The sequence below is a fragment of the Parazoarcus communis SWub3 = DSM 12120 genome, assembly GCF_003226565.1.
GTDB lineage: Bacteria > Pseudomonadota > Gammaproteobacteria > Burkholderiales > Rhodocyclaceae > Parazoarcus > Parazoarcus communis.
The window spans coordinates 103,251-121,573 of the sequence record NZ_QKOE01000008.1 but is presented as its reverse complement, the minus strand read 5'-3'; the positions used below and the strand labels follow the sequence as shown (position 1 = coordinate 121,573).

Genomic DNA, 18,323 nt, shown 5'->3' with positions numbered 1-18,323 from the left:
ACCTCACCCGAGTCAGCTGTGCTAAGGTCCGGATAACAACAAGAAATAACCGGATCCGGACCGCATGACCCTCAAGCCCCGCTTCCTGCTGCTAACCGCGGCACTCATCCTGGTCGCCTCTGCGGCGGCCTGGCTGGCTTTCGAACGCATCGCCGCCGGCATCATCGAACAGTGGGGCGTACGCCTGGCCGAAACACAGGTGCGCTACGACACCGCCCGCCTGCTGCAGCCGCTGGACCGCGAGATCGCGCTATCGCGCCAGCTGGCCGACTCACAGGTGATCCGGCGCTGGGCATTGAATCCCACGGACAAGGAACTGGAGACCGAAGCCCTCGCCGAGATGGAGAGTTTTCGCCGCAACTTCCAGGACCGCAGCTACTTCGTCGCCCTGCTTGATTCCGGCGCCTATTATCACAACAACGCGGCAGATGAGTTTTCCGGCCAACAGCTGCGTTATTACCTGAAACCCGACAAACCGGCAGACAGCTGGTTCTACCAGATCGTCGCCCAGGGCCGCGACTTTCACCTCAACGTCAATCCAGACGAAGAACTGAAGGTCACCAAGCTGTGGATCGACGTGCTGATCCGCGATGGCGACCGCATTCTCGGCGTCGCCGGTACCGGACTGGAACTCGACCGTTTCATCCGCGATATCGTGCGCGTCAAGCAACCCGGCATCACCACCCTGTTTGCCGACCACAACGGTGCGATCCAGCTCTATCGCGACCCACGCTATATCGATTTCGCCAGCATCGTGAAGCGCGAGGGTGAGAAAAACACCGTGTTCCGCATGGTCGATACCGAAGCGGATCGCCAGCATCTGCAGCAGGCCATGCTTGAACTGGCCCGGGCACCCGCCGTCGCTGCCGACGAAGGCAGCCGGGTGATCAGCCGCTTCGTCAAGGTCGAGGGTCGGGAATACCTGGCCGGCATCGCTTACCTGCCGGAAATCGACTGGTACGAAATCACCCTGCTCGACCTCGATGTGCTGATGCCGGTCAAGAGCTTTGCCAGCGTGCTGGTGATCTTCGCCATCACCCTGCTGGCCGCGCTGGCGCTGTTCAACCTGGTGCTGAACCGCCTGGTGCTGGATCCGGTCAGCGCACTTGAAACCGCCATGCTGAGAGTGCGCGATGGCGACCTGACCCCACTTGAGCTCCCTCGTGGCAAAGGCGAGATCGGCCGTCTGATCGGGCACTTCAGCAACATGGCCGAAGCCGTGCGCAGCCACACCCGCGAACTCGAACACCGCGTTGCCGAACGCACCGAGGCCCTGCACCGGCTGGCAAGCATCGATCCGCTGACCGGACTGCACAACCGTCGCGGCCTCAACGAGCGACTGGAGGCCGAGATCAGCCGCGCCCTGCGTGAGCAGCACACTTTCGGCCTGATCTGGATCGACATCGACCTGTTCAAGGAAATAAACGATTACCTGGGCCACGCGATGGGCGACGAGGCCCTGGCCGCGGTCGGCCGCCTGCTCACGGCCAGCATCCGCCCCTATGACTGCGCGGCGCGCTGGGGCGGAGACGAGTTTCTTGTGTTGCTGTCGCCCTGCGACCTCGACACCCTGTCCAGCCTCAGCGAGCGCATTCGCAGCGGTGTCGAGCGCTCGATCGAACTCCCCGGCGACAACGGCCTGACCGTCAGCATCGGCGCCTGCCTGGCCTATCCGGGCGACTCACTGGAAACCATTCTGCACCGCGCCGATCAGGCGCTGTACAAGGCGAAGGCGGAAGGCCGCAACCGGCTCTGTGTTTCAGGTCAGCACGCCGTCATCAATTGACCCAATAGACGTGGGCAGTCGGCAGTCAAGACAGCAACCCGGATACCACCGCCCGGCCCACCCCCGTCACCACAGGCAGATTGTGCCCGGCGGGTAGACGGGTCCATTGTGCGCGATAGCGCGCAGCAGTTGCGCGCATCCAGGGTACGGGCATGACCCGGTCGCGGTCACCACTGATCAGCGCCACCGGTGTCGACACCCGCTCGACCGCCACACCCGAAGCCTCGGCAAGAATACTGGCAGCGACCATCCGTGCCTGGCGGCCGCTCAACCCCGCGAGCAAAGCGTCCAGATCCTGCCCCCTCGGCACATCGGGCGGAACCGGCGCCAGTAGCACCGCTGCAGGACATTCCCGCTCCATGAGCTCGCGCTGCACCAGATAACCCCCCATCGAATGACCAACCAGGCGAGTGTCACCGGGCAACTCCGCCAGTATTTCGGCCACATCCGTCCGCATTCGCTCCAATGTCGGCGCCGCTCGCGCACTCCTGCCATGACCGCTCAAGGACAGCGCATGTGCGCTGTACCCCGCCGCAGCCAACTCAGCCATCACGGAGCGCCATTGCCAGCCGTCGCCCCCGGCACCATGGACGAGCAGGACATGCCCTCGCAGCGGCCTTACTGACGCGCGGTGGAAAACCTCCAGCCGCCCTCCCGGGCCGGCTCGGCGGGTTTCCGTCCACACGCTTTGCGCGCGCGGAACCACTTCGAGGGAGGCCCGCGCCTCGTCTCCGTAGTACTCGACATCCAGGCCAAAATGTCGGACAAGTCTCGTCATCGCCAGATTTCGGCGCATGTAATGCACATACATGCGGGTAAGCCGGAAACGCCGGGCACGCGCGATTGCATGCTTGATAAGCAGACTGGAGATGCCTTGCCGACGATACCCCGGCGCGATAGACAGCCCCAACTCACCGACCGGATAGCCACCCTCGGGAAAAACGGCAAGGTGCGCCAGCCCCACCAAGCGCCCACCGTCCCAAGCCCCTTCGGCGACATCACGGTTGAAATTGAGGCCCTGTGCATACACGCCCAGAATGTCGTCGGTCACTGGACTGCCGAAGCGCAGGGCACGGTCCTCGACGTCGAGGGACATCAGATGCAGGGCAATTGCCGGCTCATCAGCCGGCGTCAGCGATGCGAAGCGATAGTTCATGAACATTCTCCTGGCACCACATCCTCGGCACCGACGCCCGAAGTCTAGGAGAAATATTGCAACGCATCAAATTATTTAAACTTAAATTATTTTGCTAGTCGCATGAATGAATTCAATATTTTTCCATACTGATCGATAAGACATTAAAAAACATTGCACTGCAACAGCGCCACACAGCCAAGTATCACCGCCTTGACCCTATCCATCGCCGCCAGATCAGAACCGGCAGACGTAGCAGGAATCCCGCCAGCAGGCGGCTGTGCATCCAGGTCAGCAAGGTGTTGTCCCGCAGATAATTGAAGTGAGACACCCCACCTTCACCGGCACTGAAGTACTTGACCGGCGCATCCAGATTCACTGGCTGCACCCCCTGCCAGGCCAGTCGCACGACCGCCTCCGGATCGAAGTCGAAGCGGCGCATCCAGCGCTGACCGCGCATGACCTTGCGCAGCGGCTCGACCGGATAGACCCTGAAACCGTAAAGCGAGTCGCCAATGCCCATCCACAAGGTCTCGAGGTTGGCCCAGGCGTTGGACACCTTGCGTCCGCGCACCCTCAACAAGGGTGCGCTGGCATCAAACACCGGCTTGCCGAGGATCATGGCATCAGGACGACGGGCGGAGGCCTGCATGAAGCGCGGGATGAGCTCGGCCGGGTGCTGACCGTCGGAGTCCATCGTCAACGCATGGGTGAAGCCGCGACGGGCGGCCTCGTCCAGGCCATGCAGCACCGCACTGCCCTTGCCCTGATTGGTCGGCAGCACGAACACCTCCAGCCCCTCGTCCTGTTCCGCCAAGGCCTGCAGTTGTTCGGCCGTCCCATCAGTGCTGCCGTCGACCACCACCCATACCGGCGCCCACTGCGCGCGTGCTGCCTGCACCGTATCAAACACCTTGGCGCCGGGGTTGTAACTTGGAATCAGCACGAAATGCGAAGAGGACGGCAGTGGCATGTCAGGAGCAGTGGCGATCATGCCGCAGAGGTATTGCGGGCAGCCGCGTGAAATTGTGGCGGCACCAGTTCGGCACGGGCCAGTTCGGCGGCAAAGAAATCCTCGAGTTCGCGGCCGAAGGCGGTGGCATCCGTCGGTGGATCGAAGCGCCGCCCGAGGCGAATGCGGTAGCGGATTGGCATCGGCGGGCGACGGAACAAGGGCCAGCCTTTGGACAGGTAATCGGAGTCGGTCTCGATGATGATGGTCTGCACCGGTACCTTGGCTCGGCGCGCGATCAGCGCCACACTGGGGATCATCTCGTTGACCGGATAACGTACCGTGCGCGTACCCTCGGGAAAGATCAGCAACTGCCCACCGTCGGCCAGGGCTTCGCATGAGGCGTAAACCATCTGCAAGGGCCGCGCGTTGGGGATGTAGCGTGCCAGCCGTGCCCCCCCGCCCAGAAAGACATTCTTCAGCAGCGATGCCTTCATGATGCAGGCCACATTGGGCAGACGGGCGATCACCATCACCGCATCGAGCAGACAGGGGTGGTTTGGCGCAAGGATCATCGGCCCCTGATCACGCAGTTCATCCAGCGCCGAGATATCGAAACGGCACGCACCCAGCAGGGTCAGGATGCGCAGATAGATGCGGAACACCGTCGTGATGGCCCGCCGTCCCAGCCTGCGTCCGCTCGCGTCCGGCATGAACGGATACAACATCGCCGCCACCAGCGACCAGCCCAGACAAAGCACGCCAAGCGCGCCAAGGCCGACATACAGGCAGAAGACCTCGTACAGCGGGGAGAAACGACGTGGCGGAGCCTGAGTCACGGGGTCACTCAGTCTTCAACCTGGACTTTCTGCGACGACTCACCCAGCACCCAGGCAATCGCCACGCCGGCCGCCCAGGCCCGATCCCGCTCGACCAGCGGGCTATCGGCAAAAGCCGCACCACGCAGGGTGTCGTAACGCACGAAGCTGCCAACCCAGTAACGGTCGAAACGCTTGGACAAGGCCGCGATGAACTGCGTACCGGAATAGCCTCCACTCGCCCTGTAGGTCGGGCGATCAGGGAGTTCGAACTCGGGCTTCACGTCATAGAAGTAGCGATGCTGACGCGCATTGGCATAGATCGGCCCGGCCATCATCCCGAGGTTCCAGCCCGAATGGCCAAAGGGGTCAATATCCAGATTGATGAAAGGCGTGAAGGTCACGCCGACATGCTTGACCGGCCCCTTGACCGTATAGGCGGCACGCACCGGCAGGCGCAGATCGACACGCGCATGGCGGTCAGTGGCGCGCCACAGGTTGATCTCGAGCGAAGGGCCCAGCTCTACCGTCGGCTTCAGATCGGGCATTCCACGCCGGGCACCGTTGCCGTCCGAGTCCACCGGCAAGGAGGCAGCCAGGCTCAGGTTGAGCTGCACCCGGTCTGAATCGAAGAAAATGCTGCGGATGCCATCACGATCAGCCTTGAAGAACTCGCCGCGATAGACAAAGTACGGCACCGCAAGGGCATGGGTACGCTGGCGGTCCGAACCACGGTAGTCCGGAAAGGACACCGCGCCCACCCCCATTCCAAGCTCCCACAGCGGCTTCTCCTCCGCCCACGCCATGGACGCACCACAGGCACCGGCAAGCAGCGCACACACCACGCGGACCGCCGCGATTCCTGACTTTGTCACATTGCTCCCCTTATCGGATGACCACCGCTGGCCTCGATCTCGACCTTCAGTTCAGCACGACAGACATCGGCCTCGACATAGCACACCCGGGCATCGCCACCCAAGACACGCTGCACCTGGAGCCGGACCCGCGGCAGATCGCCAGCGGCGCGGACATAGGCCAGGCAGGCAAGTGCGTCCGGCGCGGTACGCTCGCTACCGAGCAGACGGGCCGATTCGTCGAGCACCATTTCGATGTTGGTCAGTGTTTCGGCCGTCTGGGCCTCGACGTCGTCATGATGCAAGGACTCGTGTCCGACGATGCTCGCCGTCCCGGAGATGAACAACACGTCCTGCCCATCGTGCCGGGCCACTGCAGCACGGGAGAAGGTCGGACTGCGCGGGCCGTAGCGTTGCGGGTAATGATAGGCGCTGACCTGACGTGGATTCTCCACTGCCAACATCTCACACCGCGTCGCAATGAAGCCGATCTCGAGCGCACCGTCGGTCACGCCGAGCGCACTCGCTGCAGGTACCCGACCCGTCAGGGCCTGGCCACAAGCCGCGAACGCCAGCTGGCGCCCGATGTTGAACTGGCGGTAGCGCTCGATACCTTCATCGATGCGATTGATCGCAGGAATGAAGTTCCACACCCGGAACAGACCGGGATAGCCCGCCAGTTGCAGCGCGGCGAAGATCTCGCGATAAGCCTGCTCCGCCGCCTGCTGCAAGGCACTGGCTTCCGATGAGGGGGCAAACTCGGCCTCGTCCACCCGAACGGCGCCGAACAGCATATGGCCGTCATGCCGATAACTGACTGCTCCGTGCTGCCCGGCAGTCACCTGGGTACCGGACCACCACACCGCCCGCCAGGGCTGCTCCGGCAGCAGCGTGGGAACGCGCACGAGCACACAAGGCAGGCCTGCATCACGCAGGACATCCTTCCCAAAACGCAATTCACCCAGTACCTGATCGGCAGGCAAGTCCTGCGGTAGCGCCTGGTCCAGCCCTTGTGGCCACAATACCCCCAAGGCACTCATCCGCGCGCCACCATCTCGCCGTCCTCAACCGGCTGGATGTTGCGCCGACGCCGCTGCCAGGCGGCAAAGGTACGCGGCAGGTGGCGCAGGGCCGAGAGGTAATAGACCACCTTGAATGCGCGCAACGAGAACCAGATCGGCGTGCGCCCGTAGATGTCACCGGCCAGCAGCGACAGCAGTGCTTCCTTCATCCGCAGGGTGTTGCGCGGCCCCATGAACAGGTCGCGCATGGTCGGATTGGTCATGCGGTAGATGAACCACGAGAACTCGCGCGGGCCATGGCGCACGCCCTTGTCGAAACGCGCCAGCGCCCGCGGCGCACGCGCCGGATCACGCAGACAGGTATCGACCGCCTCGGCACCAAAGAAGGCACCCTGCATGGCCAGCATGACCCCGGATGAAAACACCGGATCAATGAAGGCATAGGCATCCCCCAGCAGGACATAGCGCTCGCCATGGGTATGGTCGGTGGTATAGGAGAAGTTGCCGGTGGCCTCGACCGGCGACACGCGATGTGCGTCCTTGAGGCGTTCGACCAAGGCCGGGCACAGCGCGATGGTGTCGTCGAGGAAGGCCTCCATCGACCGCCCGTTGCGCTGCTTCATGTAGTAGGGCCAGGTCACCGCCCCAATGCTGGTGGCCCCGTCGGACAGCGGAATGAACCAGAACCAGCCGTGCTCGAACCAGTAGATCGTGATGTTGCCCTCGGCACACCCCTCGTGGCGCCGCGCACCGGCGAAGTGGGCGTACATCGCCGAACTGTTGTGCTTGGGGTTGCGGTGCTTGGCGCGCATGCGATTGGCGAGGAAGGTGTCGCGCCCCGAGGCGTCGATGACGAAACGCGCCGCCCACTGCTCACGACGTCCGTCTTCATGCTCGGCCATCACATTGGCCCCATCAGCGTGAAAATCCACGTCCTTGACGCGGCAACCCTCGATGACTTCGGCGCCTTTGCGTGCCGCATTGCCGATCAGGATATGGTCGAACTCGGAGCGCCGCACCTGATAGGCGTATGGCATGGATCGATCCATAGCTTCACCAAAGTTGAAGCGCTGCTGGTTGTCATGATGCGGAGAAACGAACTCGGCCGAATACTTTCGGATACCGATGGCGGCGATCTCCTCAGCCACACCGAGTTGCTCGAAAAGACGCAGGTTGGCTGGCAACAGGGACTCACCAATATGGAAGCGCGGGTGGCGTGCACGCTCCAGCAGCACGACCCGATGCCCCTTGTCGGCCAGCAGGGCCGCCGCAGTCGAACCGGCGGGGCCGCCACCGATTACGAGAACATCACAATCCCGGGCAGAAACAGCATCAAGAGTCGTCACGGCAGAGCACCATCCAGTAGGGATATGCACGGGCATCCGGATGCGTTTCCCCGGGTCACCCGCCCCAAAGGCGGGACTATACCGTAGCCGTTCGACGAGCGGAATTACAGCACGCCGCAGATCGCGGGATCAGACCGGCTTGAACCGTGCCAGCGTTGCATCGAGCAAGGCCCAGTCGATCGGTTTGGTCAGATAGTGCTGGAACAATCCGCTCTGCAGTGCCTTGTCCCGCTCCTCCAGCAAGGCATCGGCGGTCAACGCGACAATCGGCACCCGCGCCCTCGCCCCCGGCAATGCACGGATCGCGCTTGCCGCCTGATAACCATCCATGCGCGGCATCTGGATGTCCATCAGCACCACATCGTAGTCCGCTTCCGACGCACGCTCGAACGCCGCCTGACCATCCTCGGCCATCTCGAGGCGGTGCCCCTTGCGGGCCAGCATCGCCTGAATCAGCATCCGGTTGGTCGGATTGTCCTCCGCCACCAGGATTTTCAGCCCCTTCACAATCGGCGCGGGGTCGGCCCCCTCCACCTCCACCTCCACCTCCACCGCCGACGGAACAGCCGGTGCAGCCACCCGTGCGGAAGACCCGGTAGCCGGCATGCTCGACACCTGCACGGGTGCAGACTCAGCAAGTGGCAACGGCAACTCGAACCAGAAGCATGCACCTTCATGCTGCCGACTTTCCACCCCGATGCGCCCGCCCATCGCCTCCGCCAGCCTGCGGGAGATCGCCAGCCCAAGCCCGGTTCCACCGTACTTTCGCGTCGTGGAAGAATCCCCTTGTTCAAAAGCGGTAAAGAGCCGCGACAACACTTCAGGCGCGATGCCGATCCCTGAGTCCTTCACTTCGCAGCGCAACACGGGAACGGCGCCTGGTGTTGTGGCCAGCGACTCGAGTCGGACCTGCACCAACCCATCGCGGGTGAACTTGATGGCATTGCCAACCAGATTGAACAGCAACTGCCGGAACCGGTTCGGATCCCCCATCCGCTGCACCAAGGCCGGGTCGGCGAGCAGGCTGAGCTGATTGTTCTGCGCCTGTGCCGCTGGCTCCAGCACCCGGATCACCTCGCCAGCCTCATCGAGCGGGGAGAAGGCAATGCGTTCAAGCGTCAGATGCCCGGCATCAATCTTCGAGAAATCCAGCACATCGTTGAGGATGGTCAGCAACAGACGCCCGGAGCGGCGCAACACTGCAAGATGTTCCCGCTGCGCCGGCGACAGGGGCGACGCATCGAGCAACTCTGCCATGCCCAGAATGCCATGCATCGGCGTACGCAGCTCATGACTCATGGTCGCAAGGAAGCTGGCTTTGGCCTGAGCTGCCGCCTGTGCGGCGTCCCGTGCTGCGGTCAGCTCCCTGAGCACACGAAAGACGGCCACCGCAAACATCAGCACGATGAACGACACCACGGCCAGCGTCACCACCGACGAGCGCAACTCGGCCCGCCAACTTGCCAGCAGGGCAGCCTGTGGTCTGCGGTATTCGATCACCAGCGGAAAATCGTCAAGCGTCGCAAAATGTGCGAACCAGACCTCGCCGGATGGGGTTTCGTCGACAAATCCCCCTCGCTCCACTGCAGGCAGAAAGTCGCGGAAAATCGGGTTCGGTCCTGCAGCCGCCGCTCGCGAGCTGGCCAGCAAAGCGCCATCGTAACGGTGCAGGCGAACCTCTCCGCCCGTCTCATCCTGAGTCAGGCGCCCGAAATGATTGAGCACGTTCGCCGCCCCCAGCACGAACACCACCCGGAGATCCTGTTGGGCAAAGGTCAGCGTAAAGAAGCCTTCCTGTGCTGCGGCCGGGTGTGCAGGGGGCATACTGGGCAACAGCCCGCGACCGGTCTGCGGCAAACCCAGGTAGGCAAGCTCCGGTTGCGCCGCAGCCAGAAAGTCGTGACCCGCGAGGCGCTGCCCACGAAGGGCGTCGCGGGTGGCCAGCAGAACCTGCCCCTCGGCATCGATCAGCACGATCTCCCGTAACGCCGGGTCATTGCGCAAGCCGTGCTGAAACGCAGTACGGATGGTCTGGTTCCGTTCATCCGGATCCCCCCCGGCCTTCCAGGCCTGCATGGCATCTGCGGCAATCAGTTGGGCAACCGTGAACTGCCGGTTCGCCTCAAAAGCCAGGAACACCGCGACCGAAGCCATCTGCTTGCGCCCTACGCCCTCGATCTCACCGCGCATCTGCCACAGGTGTGCCCCAATCACCAACGCGATCGCGACCAGGCTGATGACGGTGGCCGCCGCCAGCTGGCGCATCCCGCGACCGAGGCTGAGCCCTGCCATCGGGCGAACCCGCCCCTCAGTCCTTGACCACGATGGGGGTCAGCTTCACCGCCTCTGCAGCAGCGGCAAGCCGCCCGTCCTGCTTGATCTGGCTGACGAAACGATTGACCCGCGCCAGCCAGGCATCATCGCCCGGCGCGACCGCATAGGCGTAATCCAGCGGGAACACCGGCTGATCGGGGAAGACCAGATGCGCCCAGTCCTCGTTATCCAGCACCCGACGGGTGTAGGGATAATCGCTCATGAACACATCCGCCCGTCCCGAACGCACCTCACGCTCACGCGTCTCCGGCGGCGCCACCACCTGAAGTTCGGCATGCTTGAGTTGCGCGCGCATGACCGGCTCCATGAAGGTTCCCTTCAGCACCGACACCACCCGACCGGGTTGATCGATGTCTGCCCAGCGCTTGACCGAAGGGTGGTTGCGCAAGGTCACGGCAACCAGATCGCTACGCAGGTAAGGCAGGGAGAAACGCACCTTCTCCGCACGCGACGGCAGCGCACCGATACCGAACATCGCAACATCGCAGCGACGCTCCAGCAGTGCATCAATAAAGGTGGGGAATGTCACGTCGACATACTCGACCTTGACCCCGAGATCGGCCGCAAATGCCTGTGACAAGCTGATGTCAAGCCCGGTCAGCTGGCCGCTCTTCGGGTTGCGAAAGGTGATGCCATAGTAGTCGGGCCAGATGCATACCTTCAGCACACCGGCTTGGCGAACGTCCGCCTCACGATCCGCCGCAACTGCCGGCCCACCTTCTCCGAGCAGCAGCAAGCCCGCCAGGATCATCGGAAACAGCTTCTTGTTCATCGAAAGCTCCCCTCTCACCCATACCGCCCGCAGGTAGCGCCCTATTTCATCTCGGCCCGCGCTAAAGACGCAATCATAAACGGGTCAGCTCAGCTGCGATATGAACGGCACATCAAGAATACATACAGAAAAAAACAATTTTAACAATAAAACACTTTATTTACTTTATTTGCTCTGATTTAGGTCTTTTCAATGCAGGTTTGCCAACGCAGCATCCGCCTCTCCACGCTCGCTGCACGAAATCGGCCCCCGGCTTCTGCCACTCTTCACACCCGAAGGCGGCATCGCCCCCGACAAGATCGCGGCTTCCGATTGCGACGCGATGTCCGACACGGCACCATGATGCCTCCACAACTGCCGACCCCATCCATGCGCCCCGCCCGTGCCCTGATCGACCTCCACGCCCTGCGCCACAACTACCTGCTTGCCCGCGCACGTCATGGGGGCCGGGCCCTCGCCGTCATCAAGGCCAATGCATACGGTCATGGCGCGATCGCGTGTGCAAAAGCCCTCTCCGGCGTGGCTGACGGCTTTGCGGTCGCCTTTCTGGACGAGGCACTCAGCCTTCGCGCGGCCGGCATCCAGCATCCCATCCTGCTGCTGGAGGGCGTGTTCGACACCGACGAACTCGACGCCGTCATGCGCGAACAGTTGTGGATCGTGGTACACCACGCCGCACAGATCGACATGGTCGAGCGCACCCCAGCGTCGCAGCCGCTGCATGTGTGGCTGAAGATCAATACTGGCATGAACCGTGCGGGCTTCCTGCCTGAACAGGCCCCCGCCGCGTGGCAGCGACTGCACGACAGCGGACGGGTCGCAAGCTGCACACTGATGACCCATTTTGCCCGTGCAGACGAGCCTGATGTATTGAGCACGACCGATCAGATCGCAGTGTTCGATGACGCCACACGTCATCTACCAGGCCCACGCAGCCTGGCAAACTCAAGCGCAGTGCTGGGCTGGCAGGCTGCGCACCGGGACTGGGCACGCCCGGGCATCCTGCTGTATGGCGCCGACCCCCTGCCTGCCGCCGACAACGGTTTGCGCCCGGTGATGACCCTGCAGAGTCAAGTCATGGCGGTCCGCGACATTCCGGCCGGTGCCGCGCTGGGTTATGGCGGCCGCTTCGTCGCAGAGCGTGCGACGCGGGTCGGACTGGTCGCAATGGGCTACGCGGATGGCTATCCGCGCACAGTGCCGGACGGCACGCCGGTTGCCGTGGATGGACACCCCACGTGCCTGATTGGGCGGGTGTCGATGGACATGCTCACGATCGACCTGACCGATGTACCCGGCTGTGGCATCGGCAGCACGGTGGAACTGTGGGGGGCGCAGGTTCCGGTCAACCGGATCGCTTCCGCTGCCGGCACCATCGCCTACGAGCTGCTATGTAACGTCAAACGGGTACGCTTCGAATACCAAGGCTGATACCGGGGCTGAAACAGGCGGGTCGCCTCAAACCGACCCGCAGCCGCTTCACTCACGCACCTGACTGGCCCGCAATACGACGCCACTGGCATCGGGCGCCAGACCGGTCACCCTGCCCTCGATATCGCCAGGGCGCGCAGCAACATCGCCAGAACGCGAGATACGCACCATCACCGACACGGTGGGCGGCAGAGGCGCGTCGGCCATCATCGGTGGCACCCCGGCAAAGCTGAAGTCCAGCGGCAGCTCAGCGGCCTTGAAACGTTGAGCGGCAATCGGGGGGCCAGCCTCGCCGCCACGGACAAAGACAAAGACCGTATCTTCCGCCATGACCCGGCCCTGCAACGCAGCATCCAATTCCAGGCGCCCGGAGATCGTCAGTGCAGTCGCATCGACGCCCGCCGGAGCAGAGGGTGCAGCAACAGCGGGAGCTACCGCTGCAGCCGACTCCGCTGCCAGTGGCGGCAAACCGGCCTTGGCGCGCGCATCATCCACACTGCTGCGCAAGGCCTCTCGAATCGCCTCGCCCGGCGGCACGCGCGCCAGAATGCGCTCCCAGTGCGTCGCCGCGGCAGCAAAATCGCCCTTCTGATAGGCGGCAGTACCCGCCAGCGCAAGCGCCTTGACATGATCCGGATCGATCTCCAGCGCGCGCTGGATCAGGGCTTCCGCCTCACCCACCACCGAACCGTGCTGAGCCGCCACCACATCGGCCCAATCTGCAATCACATCGGCATTGTTCGGAATCAGCTCGGCAAGGCGGGCGAAGGCCTTGGATGCTTCAGCATAGTTTTCCAGCACCATCCAGGAGCGGGCCAGCATGACCCAGCCTTCGATATTGTCCGGCTCCTTCTCCAGGCGGGCGACCAGCGTGCCAACCATGTCCTGCACCTGCTCGGCGGTGAAGCCTGCCTGCCCTTCGATATTCTTCGGATCCAGCGCAGCAGGTGTTCCCACCATCAGATAGACGGCAACAGCCAGCGCAGGCACCGCCACCGCTACGGATACTGCCCAGCCACGCGCCGGGCCACCACGGCCGCCGGCATCGACGACCTTGCCCTCATCCAGCGCACGCCGCTCGAGCTCTTCACGGCTGCGGGCATACTCCGCGTCATCAATGCCGCCTGCCTGCCGCTCAGCTTCCAGTTCAGCCAGTTGCTCACGCAAGACGGCAAGGGCGGTTGCAGCCTGGGCCGCATCCGCCGCAGCGGGAGTCAGCCGGGCACCACGCCCGTAACCCAGCAGCGGAGGCAACACCAACAACAAGGCGCCGGCCACCAACAGGCCGGCCACAATCAGGAAGGCAATCACGAACGGGGCTCCTCGGCAGACGGTGCGTCTGCAGCAACGGGCGCTGCGCCCGCCAGCAAGGCGCGAGCGCGGTCGCGCTCGGCATCGGTCAATCGGGCTTGTTGGGCGGCTTCAGCCTGGCGACGGCGCAGGCGGAAAGCCAGCCAGCCGGCTCCACCCACCAGCAGGGCCGCCGGCCCACCCCACAACAACAAGGTGGTGGTTTTGAACGGCGGCTCGTAGAGCACGAAATCGCCGTAACGCTCGACCAGGTATTCGAGCACGTCATCCTTGCTCTTCCCGGCCTCAAGTTGCTCGCGCACCTGGTCACGCAAATCGACCGCCAGCGGCGCATTGGATTCGGCAATGGACTGGTTCTGACACACCAGGCAGCGCAACTTGTGCGACAACTCCATCACCTCGGCCTCAAGCTCAGGATTGGCGACGACTGGCACCGCCACCTGCGCAGCATCGTCGGCAAACGCGACCCCGCCACCGCCAAGCACTGCCGACAGCAGCAAGCTCAGTCCGATACGGCGGGCAAACACAGACTTAACCCGCACGCTTGAGCTCCTCGATCTTCGGCAGCAACACCTTTTGCAGATTGTCCGGGGTAACCGGGCCGATATGCTTGTAGCGAATGCGTCCATCACGGTCGATCAGGAAAGTCTCCGGCACACCGTACACCCCGAAATCGATACCCACCCGCCCATCGATATCCAGCACCGACAACTGATAAGGATCGCCATGCGCCTTCAGCCAGCCACGCGCGCGGGAGATCGCCTGCGCGGTCTCCACCTCCAGCGCCATGCCGCGAGCATCAATCGCACCATCCCCACGCACTTCCTTGTAGTTGAGCCCGACGATCGGCACCAGATTGCGCCGCGCCAGGTCGACCAGTACCGGATGCTCCTGCCGACAGGCCACGCACCACGAAGCCCAGACATTGAGCAGCCAGACCTGGCCGCGCATCTCGTCGATCGAGAAACGCTGCTCCGGTTGATCCAGGCGGGCCAGACTGAATGCCGGTGCCGGCTTGTCGATCAGCGGTGACGGCACCTCACGCGGATTGAGCCCCAGACCAAAGGCCAGAAAACCCACCAGCACCAGAAAAAGAAAGAGCGGAACGAGAAACTTGGCTTTCATGAAGTCACTCAGGCAGCATGAGCCGCCGCACCAGCCGGCGCACTGCGCTCGGCCAGACGACGATAACGACGGTCTGCGGCAGCCAGGATGCCCCCCAGGACCATGAAGATGCAGCCCGCCCAGATCCAGCTGATGAAGGGCTTGTAGTGCAGGCTGACGATCCAGTCGCCCTCGGGCAATTGCTCGCCCAGCGACACATAGACATCGCGGAACACGCCGATATCGAGTGCGGCTTCGGTCATCGGCATGCCCATCGCACGGTACACCCGCTTTTCCGGCTGCAGCGTGGCGATCGCACGACCGTCACGGCTGAGGTCGATCGTGGCGCGCATGGCGTCGTAATTGGGACCATCGGCCTCCACCACACCGCGGAACTTGACGGTATAGCCCGCGAAATCGGCCTGCTGCCCCTCCTTCATGCGCAGATCGAGGTTGGACTCGATACTGCCGACCAGGGTCACACCAATGATGAAGATGCCGACGCCGAAGTGTGCCAGCCACATCCCCCACCACGCTGCCGGAATGGTCGACAAGCGGCTGGAGGTCGTCCCACCGTGGCGATCCTTGAGCCGCGCAGCAAGCAACTGGAAGCTGGTCAACACCACCCACGCCGCCAGCGAGATGCCCAGCATCGTGCGCCAGGTCGGATTGCCGATCGCAAATGCCACCCCCACCCCAGTCAGGACGCTGACCACGGCAGCCGGCGCCAGACGGCGTACCACCGCCCCCATCTCGTCGTTTTTCCAGCGCAGGAAGGGACCGAACATCATCAGCACCACGACCGGCGTCATCAAGGGTACGAACACGGCCTCGAAGTAGGGCGGGCCAACCGAGATCTTGCCAAGGTTCAGGGCATCGAGGAACAGCGGATACAGCGTACCAAGCAGCACCGAAGCCGCAACCACCGCCAGCAGCACATTGTTGCCCAGCAAGGTGGTATCACGCGACACCAGCCCGAACGAACCGCCACCGGTCAGCTTGGGCGCACGCCAGGCATACAGCAGCAGGGAAACGCCAATGACGATCACCAGCAAGGCCAGGATGAACATGCCCCGGGCCGGATCAGTGGCGAATGCATGCACACTGGTGATCACCCCCGAGCGCACCAGGAAGGTCCCCAGCAGCGACAGCGAGAACGCGCTGATCGCCAGCAGCACCGTCCAGCTGCGGAAGGCGCCGCGCTTTTCGGTCACGGCCAGCGAGTGCATCAGCGCAGTACCGACCAGCCAGGGAATGAAGGAAGCGTTCTCCACCGGATCCCAGAACCACCACCCACCCCAGCCCAGCTCGTAATACGCCCAGCCCGAACCCACCGCGATACCCGCGGTCAGGAAGACCCAGGCCACTGTGGTCCACGGCCGCGACCAGCGCGCCCAGGCGGCGTCGAACCGTCCGGTCAGCAGCGCGGCAATGGCGAAGGCAAAGGCCACCGAGAAGCCGACATAACCCATGTAGAGCAGCGGCGGGTGGATGATCATGCCCGGATCCTGCAGAAGAGGATTCAGGTCACGCCCCTGCGGCGCACCCGGCAGCAAGCGGTCGAAGGGGTTCGAGGTGACCAGCATGAAGGCGATGAAACCCAGGCTGACAAAGCCGAGCACGCCAATCACCCGGGCCATGAAGGCGTCCGGCAGATTGCGCGAAAACACGGTCACCGCCACGGTCCACAGCGACAGCGACATTGCCCACAGCAGCAGCGACCCTTCGTGATTGCCCCACACCCCGGTGATCTTGTACATCAGCGGAGTCTCGCTGTGCGAGTTGGTCGCCGCCAGCTGTACCGAGAAATCGCTGGTGATGAAGGCCCAGGTCAGGCAGCCATAGGCAAACACGATGAACAGGAACTGCCCCTGCGCCGCAGGCCTGGCCACCGCCATCATCGACTGATTGTTGCGTGCTGCACCGACCAGCGGCACCACCGCCTGAACCAGTGCCAGCACGAAAGCCAGCACCAGTGCGAAATGTCCAAGTTCGGGAATCATTGGCTCACCGTCATGCCGGCCTTGTGAGCCTGCTCAAGCGCATGGGCCGCCTCAGGCGGCATGTAGTTCTCGTCGTGTTTGGCCAGGACTTCAGTGGCGCGGAACTGGCCATCTGGGCCAAGCGTGCCCTGCACCACCGCCCCCTTGCCCTCCTTGAACAGGTCGGGCAGCGTGCCGCGGTAACTGACCGGAATCACCTTGGCCGTATCGGTGATCGCGAAACGCACCGTCAGGCCATCAGCCTCACGCTGGATCGACCCGTCCTCGACCAGACCGCCGATGCGGAAGGTCTTTCCGGTGGGGGCCTTGCCCTCCATGACTTCGGTGGGCGTGTGGAAGAACACCAGATTCTGCTGGAAGGCACTCAACACCAGGGCGACTGCAGCGGCCAGCAAGGCCACCCCGCCGCCCACCAGCATCAGACGCTTGCTACGGGCTTTCATTGTTCAGACTCCAGAGGGGCGGACTGGCGCCCCGAACCATCCTTGCCAAGCGCACGGCGCCAGCGCAGCAGGCGCTTCAAGGTTTCCTTCCGACGCTGTGCGACCAGCACAAGTTCCAGCACGACCAGACCAAAGGTCACCGCATAGCTGCCCCAGACAAAGACCGCCGCGCCACCCATATGCCAGAACTGGGACCACGATTCCCACTGCATCACTTGCGCCCCCCTTCACGCTCGAGCACCTCGCCAACCCACTCGGTGTGCCGCTCGCGCTCGAGGATCATCGGCCGTACCCGCCACAAGGTCACCGCCAGAGTGTAAGCCCAGGCCGCGAACGCCATCACCAGCATGCCTGCGAGCATGGTCGTCGCCATCGACGGCGCCTTGGTCAGACTGACCGACGCCCCCTGGTGCAGCGTGTTCCACCACTTCACCGAAAAATAGATGATCGGCACATTCACCGCCCCCACCAAGGCAATGATCGCCCCGGCACGATCGGCACGACGCGGATCCTCGATCGCCCGAGTCAAGGCAATGAAACCGAAATACAGGAAGAGCAGCAACAATTGCGACGTCAGGCGCGCATCCCACACCCAGTAAGCCCCCCAGGTCGGCTTGCCCCACAGGGCGCCGGTCCATAGCGCGACGAAACAGAAGATCGCCCCGGTAGGTGCCAGCGCCTGGCTCATGACGAAGGACAGCCGGGTGTTCATGACCAGGCCGACGGCAGACCAGAACGCCATCACCAGGTAGATGAACATCGACATCCAGGCCGCGGGCACGTGGATGAAGATCACCCGATACACCTCGCCCTGGGTCGCATCGGTCGGCGCCACGACAAAACCCAGCCACAGCCCGACGAGGGTCAACGCCACTGCGGCTGCAGCAAACCAGGGAGCAAGACGGCCCGCCAGCGGATAAAACACCTGAGGGGCGGCAAAGCGGAAGATGCGAAAGCCGCGTTGGCTAGAGTTCATCGGTTTCAGCGTCTCGGGTATGTGCCCGTTTCCAGA

Annotated in this window: 17 protein-coding genes; 2 read left to right on the top strand and 15 right to left on the bottom strand. The window is 63.5% G+C overall.

Annotated elements, in window-relative coordinates; all coding sequences use genetic code 11:
- Window positions 1–64 precede the first annotated feature (64 nt).
- Window positions 65–1,786: a GGDEF domain-containing protein gene (locus DNK49_RS12950; RefSeq protein WP_110525171.1), complete on the top strand. Its 1,722-nt coding sequence runs from the start codon at window positions 65–67 to the stop codon at window positions 1,784–1,786.
- Between the two features lie 25 nt (window positions 1,787–1,811).
- On the opposite strand, the gene DNK49_RS12945 is transcribed toward DNK49_RS12950, so the two are convergent.
- The 8 genes from DNK49_RS12945 to DNK49_RS12910 all read right to left on the bottom strand — a co-directional run bounded on the left by DNK49_RS12945 (window position 1,812) and on the right by DNK49_RS12910 (window position 11,019).
- Entirely contained in the window at window positions 1,812–2,942 is a 1,131-nt protein-coding gene (locus DNK49_RS12945; protein ID WP_165843325.1) for an alpha/beta fold hydrolase, read from the bottom strand.
- 184 nt (window positions 2,943–3,126) lie between these two features.
- Window positions 3,127–3,915 carry a glycosyltransferase family 2 protein gene (locus tag DNK49_RS12940; RefSeq protein ID WP_243632353.1) on the bottom strand — a complete coding sequence of 263 codons (789 nt, stop codon included), beginning with the start codon at window positions 3,913–3,915 and terminating at the stop codon, window positions 3,127–3,129.
- The gene (locus tag DNK49_RS12935) at window positions 3,912–4,712 is read right to left on the bottom strand and encodes a lysophospholipid acyltransferase family protein (RefSeq protein WP_110525167.1); all 801 of its coding nucleotides are present in this window, start codon (window positions 4,710–4,712) and stop codon (window positions 3,912–3,914) included. The genes DNK49_RS12940 and DNK49_RS12935 overlap by 4 nt, the downstream gene beginning before the upstream one ends.
- 8 nt (window positions 4,713–4,720) lie before the next feature.
- Window positions 4,721–5,566: a MipA/OmpV family protein gene (locus DNK49_RS12930; RefSeq protein ID WP_243632352.1), complete on the bottom strand. Its 846-nt coding sequence runs from the start codon at window positions 5,564–5,566 to the stop codon at window positions 4,721–4,723.
- Window positions 5,563–6,585: a chorismate transformation FkbO/Hyg5 family protein gene (locus DNK49_RS12925; protein WP_110525165.1), complete on the bottom strand. Its 1,023-nt coding sequence runs from the start codon at window positions 6,583–6,585 to the stop codon at window positions 5,563–5,565. Before DNK49_RS12925 ends, DNK49_RS12930 begins: the two co-directional genes overlap by 4 nt.
- Entirely contained in the window at window positions 6,582–7,913 is a 1,332-nt protein-coding gene (locus tag DNK49_RS12920) for an NAD(P)/FAD-dependent oxidoreductase (RefSeq protein WP_243632351.1), read from the bottom strand. Before DNK49_RS12920 ends, DNK49_RS12925 begins: the two co-directional genes overlap by 4 nt.
- A 129-nt stretch (window positions 7,914–8,042) precedes the next feature.
- Complete coding sequence (locus tag DNK49_RS12915; protein WP_110525161.1) at window positions 8,043–10,205, bottom strand: hybrid sensor histidine kinase/response regulator; 2,163 nt, start codon at window positions 10,203–10,205, stop codon at window positions 8,043–8,045.
- Window positions 10,206–10,221: 16 nt separating this feature from the next.
- Complete coding sequence (locus DNK49_RS12910; protein ID WP_110525159.1) at window positions 10,222–11,019, bottom strand: substrate-binding periplasmic protein; 798 nt, start codon at window positions 11,017–11,019, stop codon at window positions 10,222–10,224.
- A 369-nt stretch (window positions 11,020–11,388) separates the two neighbouring features.
- On the opposite strand from DNK49_RS12910, the gene alr reads away from it, so the two are divergent.
- Complete coding sequence (alr, locus tag DNK49_RS12905; RefSeq protein ID WP_110525157.1) at window positions 11,389–12,450, top strand: alanine racemase; 1,062 nt, start codon at window positions 11,389–11,391, stop codon at window positions 12,448–12,450.
- A gap of 48 nt (window positions 12,451–12,498) precedes the next feature.
- Here the strand turns inward: alr and ccmI are convergent, their stop codons facing one another.
- From ccmI to ccmC, 7 genes are read right to left on the bottom strand one after another with little or no spacing between them, the layout of a single operon-like run.
- On the bottom strand, window positions 12,499–13,761 hold the full coding sequence (ccmI, locus tag DNK49_RS12900; RefSeq protein WP_110525155.1) for a c-type cytochrome biogenesis protein CcmI: 1,263 nt from the start codon (window positions 13,759–13,761) through the stop codon (window positions 12,499–12,501).
- Window positions 13,758–14,303, bottom strand: coding sequence for a cytochrome c-type biogenesis protein (locus DNK49_RS12895; protein ID WP_424445147.1), 546 nt, complete (start codon window positions 14,301–14,303; stop codon window positions 13,758–13,760). The genes ccmI and DNK49_RS12895 overlap by 4 nt, the downstream gene beginning before the upstream one ends.
- The gene (locus tag DNK49_RS12890; RefSeq protein ID WP_110525151.1) at window positions 14,293–14,886 is read right to left on the bottom strand and encodes a DsbE family thiol:disulfide interchange protein; all 594 of its coding nucleotides are present in this window, start codon (window positions 14,884–14,886) and stop codon (window positions 14,293–14,295) included. The genes DNK49_RS12895 and DNK49_RS12890 overlap by 11 nt, the downstream gene beginning before the upstream one ends.
- Window positions 14,887–14,894: 8 nt before the next feature.
- Window positions 14,895–16,868 (bottom strand): heme lyase CcmF/NrfE family subunit, encoded by a 1,974-nt coding sequence (locus DNK49_RS12885; protein WP_110525149.1) that lies wholly within the window; start codon window positions 16,866–16,868, stop codon window positions 14,895–14,897.
- Window positions 16,865–17,311 carry a cytochrome c maturation protein CcmE gene (gene ccmE / locus DNK49_RS12880; RefSeq protein ID WP_110525147.1) on the bottom strand — a complete coding sequence of 149 codons (447 nt, stop codon included), beginning with the start codon at window positions 17,309–17,311 and terminating at the stop codon, window positions 16,865–16,867. The genes DNK49_RS12885 and ccmE overlap by 4 nt, the downstream gene beginning before the upstream one ends.
- Complete coding sequence (gene ccmD, locus DNK49_RS12875) at window positions 17,308–17,523, bottom strand: heme exporter protein CcmD (protein ID WP_110525145.1); 216 nt, start codon at window positions 17,521–17,523, stop codon at window positions 17,308–17,310. Before ccmD ends, ccmE begins: the two co-directional genes overlap by 4 nt.
- Complete coding sequence (gene ccmC / locus DNK49_RS12870; protein WP_110525143.1) at window positions 17,523–18,287, bottom strand: heme ABC transporter permease CcmC; 765 nt, start codon at window positions 18,285–18,287, stop codon at window positions 17,523–17,525. The genes ccmD and ccmC overlap by 1 nt, the downstream gene beginning before the upstream one ends.
- Window positions 18,288–18,323 lie beyond the last annotated feature (36 nt).